The 4,158-nt window shown below is 65.2% G+C and carries 2 protein-coding genes; both read right to left on the reverse strand.

From position 1 onward, the window contains the following. A partial coding sequence (locus AXW67_RS26415; protein ID WP_063680274.1) for an autotransporter outer membrane beta-barrel domain-containing protein occupies nt 1-2,867 on the reverse strand: 2,867 nt, incomplete at its 3' end. A gap of 232 nt (nt 2,868-3,099) precedes the next feature. Continuing rightward, nucleotides 3,100-4,158, reverse strand: a 1,059-nt coding sequence (locus tag AXW67_RS26420) for an autotransporter outer membrane beta-barrel domain-containing protein (protein WP_145927880.1), incomplete at its 5' end; no start/stop codon positions are given.

The following is a 4,158-nucleotide window of genomic DNA, read 5'->3' on the forward strand; positions in this document are numbered from 1 at the left end:
ACCGCTCCGAACACCGACACGTTCCGGCTGGTGCGGTAGTCGAAGCCGAAGCCGGCCACCGCACCGACGGCGCTGCGGCTGCCCGGCGTCACGAAGGCCAGGTTCTGCCCAATCAGCACCGCGTTGATGGTGGTGTCGCCGACGCGCTGGAGCGCGATCACGCCCCCATGGATGTTGGCCTTGAGCTCGCCGCCGCCAAGGCTCGTCACCCGCGAGAGATCGACCTCGCCGCGCTCTTCAAAGTCCTGCAGCGTGCGGCCGCCGACCGAGAGCCCCTGCGCCGAGCCGGTCTCGCTGTAGCCGTCGAACCGGCCCGCGACGTAGCGCAGCCGCGCGGTCGGCGTGAGCAGATAGCCGTTGCCGATTTCGAGCTTGTAGCCATAGGCGATCTCCGGGCTGACGTACCAGCCACTGTAGTTGGCGGTCGCGGTCTCCATGCCGCCCACCGCGGCGTTGTTGAGCACCAGGCGGCGCGACTTGTTGTCGGCGTTGCCGCCCTGGATCGTGAAGTCGAAGAACTGCGAGACCCATTCGAAGCGACCATAGGCCCCGGCAAACACGTAGTTGGTGTCGACCGATTGCGAGTTGAGATCGACCGAGAGGCCGCCCTGCCCGCCGCCGAGGAAGGCGCCGACCAGCCAGTTCGGCTGCACCTTGCGGTCGATGCCGATCGCCCCGGCCCAGGCCGTGGAAGTCGCGCGCAGGGTCGCGGCGGTCTCGTCCTGGATACGCTGGCCGCCAAAGCTGTTGGCCCAGACCGTGATCGGCGCCGGATCGGTCCAGAGGCTACGTGGTGCCTTGGTAAAGGGACCGGCTTGCGCCGTCTCCGGCGCATAGGCCATCGCCATCATGTTGCTGCCGGCTGCGCCAGTGCCGTTCAGGCGGCCCTGCACCAGCGAGGACACCCCGCCGGTGAAATCCATCAGCGTGCGATCGGTCTGCGCCAGCGCGGTGGGATCGAGTGTTGCGAGCGTGGTGCCGGAGACGACTGACGGGCCGTTGAAGCCGCCGTTCGAAACGTTTGTGTTGATGACACCTTCGAAGTTGACGAAGGTCGGCAGATTGATCGTCGTCAGCGACGACACCCTGCTGCTGATCGGCGAGAGATTAATGTTGACCACGTCGGCACCGAAGCCGAAATCGACCACGCCGTTGATCTTCGAGCCCGGCAAGAGCGTCAGAGTGTCGGCCTTGTTCGATAGCTGAATCGCAAATCTACCAGTGCCGGTGATCGTGCCGGAGTTCGTGATCGTGGCAGCGTCATTCGCCTGGATGCCAAGACGGCCCGTGATGCTGCCGGAGTTGGTGATGGTGGCCGTGCCGGCGAATATTCCGGTTCCGGCTCCCGATATGCTGCCGCTGTTGCGAATGGTGACGTCCTTGTTGGCGGCGACGCCAAAGAGATTTGTGCCGGAGATGACCCCGGCATTATCCACGATCACAGAAGTGCTCGCGCTGAGCGCGCTGGCGCCACTGATGGTTTCTCCGCTGACATTCGTCAGCTTGACGTTCTCGCCGACGATCCCCTGCCCGAACTCGCCGCCGTCGATCGTGCCGGAATTGATCACGGTCGCAAGATTGTTAGCGTTTATGGCCGTCCCGGCCGAGGCCGCCGAGGAGCGGATCGTACCGGCGTTTGTGACGATGACGTTGCCCGTCCCGATTTGGCCTCCTCCGTCCGCGAGGACCGTGTGACCCGTCGACGTAATTACGCCGGTCACGGCGTTGGTCAACGTCACGTCGCCACGTTGCGATATGATAGCGCTTCCACCGCCCGAGATCGATCCGGCGTTGTCAACGGTGACCGATGCTCTGGCGAGAACGCCGGCGCCGGCGCCGCTGATACTGCCACCACGGAGATTTGTCAGAGACACAGTATCGGCGGATATCGCAGCCGCGTGCCCCGCGATCGTACCGGCGTTCGCCACCGTCACCGCGGTCAGAGAGAAGATGGCACTACCCGTTGTCGAAGTCTGTGAAATGACACCTGCGCTTAGATTGTTCACGGTGACGCCGTCATCGGCCGCAATCGCCTTCGCCTCCCCCAGAATCTTGCCGGAGTTGGCCGTCACATTGATCGTGCCGCCGACAATCGCGACGCCGCCAAGGGCCGACGCCTGGATCGTTCCGGCGTCGGACACCGTGGCGTCCGAGAGGGTTTGAATGGCGAAGCCGCCGGGGTCGCGCGCCAGGATACTGCCGCTGCTCCCATTGACCACAGTAACGGTGGAGCCCCGGATGCCCTGGGTCCCTCCCGAAATGGTACCGGAGTTGGAGGACACGACAACCGTGCCCGCAGTAACGGCCATGACCGCCGCTGAAATTTGGCCCGCATTGTCCAGCTGCACCTTGCCCGTCTCACCGGAGAAGATCGCAAAGCCGTTCGTTCCGGTCGCGGTGATGCTTCCTGCATTCTCCACATTCATCGTGCCGCCACTGCTTACGCCGACGGCGTTGGTGCCAACCGCGAGAATTCCGGTTGAGGCTATATTTCCCTCCAGCTTGAGGTTCAAATCTCCCTGCGCGAAGATGCCTGTGGCGCCGTTCGCCGTCACGTCACCACCGATGATCTGCCCGCTGCTGTTGACCTTGCCCTGCATGAGCGTGATGCCCGAACTCGAACCCGACACCCTCGCGCCGGACACCACGTTGATGGTGTTTCCGATGTCTGTCGCCGATCCGTAGCCAATCGTGCCATTGGCATTGTCGGTCGCACCGGTGCAGGTGACGACGGTGCCATTGACCGGCGATGGCGGCGTGCATGCGGCTTCCGCGGGCTCGGCCATGATCCACGGCGCCAGCAGGAGCGCGGGCGCTTGGATCCGCAGCAGACGGCGGCTGACCGTCGAGAGAAGCCTTCGTTTCATTTCCATTCCCCACTTCTCCGTCGGCGCGCGGCGGCGGGTTGCCGTTCGTCCGCACGCGACGACGTCCTCAGTTGACGACCGGCGAGACACTGCCGACTCGACCGTCCATGTCGCTTGAAACTAGAGCTCGCTTTGTTTTACAGCTTGGACGGGAGCGACGGTGTTCATGCTCGAAACGAACCGACGGGCTTCTGCTCGGCGCTGTTGCAAATCTGCAGCGCCGTCCCGCGGCTCAGAACGCGACGCGTACCCCGCCCTTGGCGGTGCCGGTCCGGCTCTGGTCGGACATCATCATGCCCTCGACCGCTCCGAACACCGACACGTTCCGGCTGGTGCGGTAGTCGAAGCCGAAGCCGGCCACCGCACCGACGGCGCTGCGGCTGCCCGGCGTCACGAAGGCCAGGTTCTGCCCAATCAGCACCGCGTTGATGGTGGTGTCGCCGACGCGCTGGAGCGCGATCACGCCCCCATGGATGTTGGCCTTGAGCTCGCCGCCGCCAAGGCTCGTCACCCGCGAGAGATCGACCTCGCCGCGCTCTTCAAAGTCCTGCAGCGTGCGGCCGCCGACCGAGAGCCCCTGCGCCGAGCCGGTCTCGCTGTAGCCGTCGAACCGGCCCGCGACGTAGCGCAGCCGCGCGGTCGGCGTGAGCAGATAGCCGTTGCCGATTTCGAGCTTGTAGCCATAGGCGATCTCCGGGCTGACGTACCAGCCACTGTAGTTGGCGGTCGCGGTCTCCATGCCGCCCACCGCGGCGTTGTTGAGCACCAGGCGGCGCGACTTGTTGTCGGCGTTGCCGCCCTGGATCGTGAAGTCGAAGAACTGCGAGACCCATTCGAAGCGACCATAGGCCCCGGCAAACACGTAGTTGGTGTCGACCGATTGCGAGTTGAGATCGACCGAGAGGCCGCCCTGCCCGCCGCCGAGGAAGGCGCCGACCAGCCAGTTCGGCTGCACCTTGCGGTCGATGCCGATCGCCCCGGCCCAGGCCGTGGAAGTCGCGCGCAGGGTCGCGGCGGTCTCGTCCTGGATACGCTGGCCGCCAAAGCTGTTGGCCCAGACCGTGATCGGCGCCGGATCGGTCCAGAGGCTACGTGGTGCCTTGGTAAAGGGACCGGCTTGCGCCGTCTCCGGCGCATAGGCCATCGCCATCATGTTGCTGCCGGCTGCGCCAGTGCCGTTCAGGCGGCCCTGCACCAGCGAGGACACCCCGCCGGTGAAATCCATCAGCGTGCGATCGGTCTGCGCCAGCGCGGTGGGATCGAGTGTTGCGAGCGTGGTGCCGGAGACGAC

It is taken from the genome of Bradyrhizobium neotropicale (genome assembly GCF_001641695.1).
Taxonomy (GTDB): Bacteria; Pseudomonadota; Alphaproteobacteria; order Rhizobiales; family Xanthobacteraceae; genus Bradyrhizobium; species Bradyrhizobium neotropicale.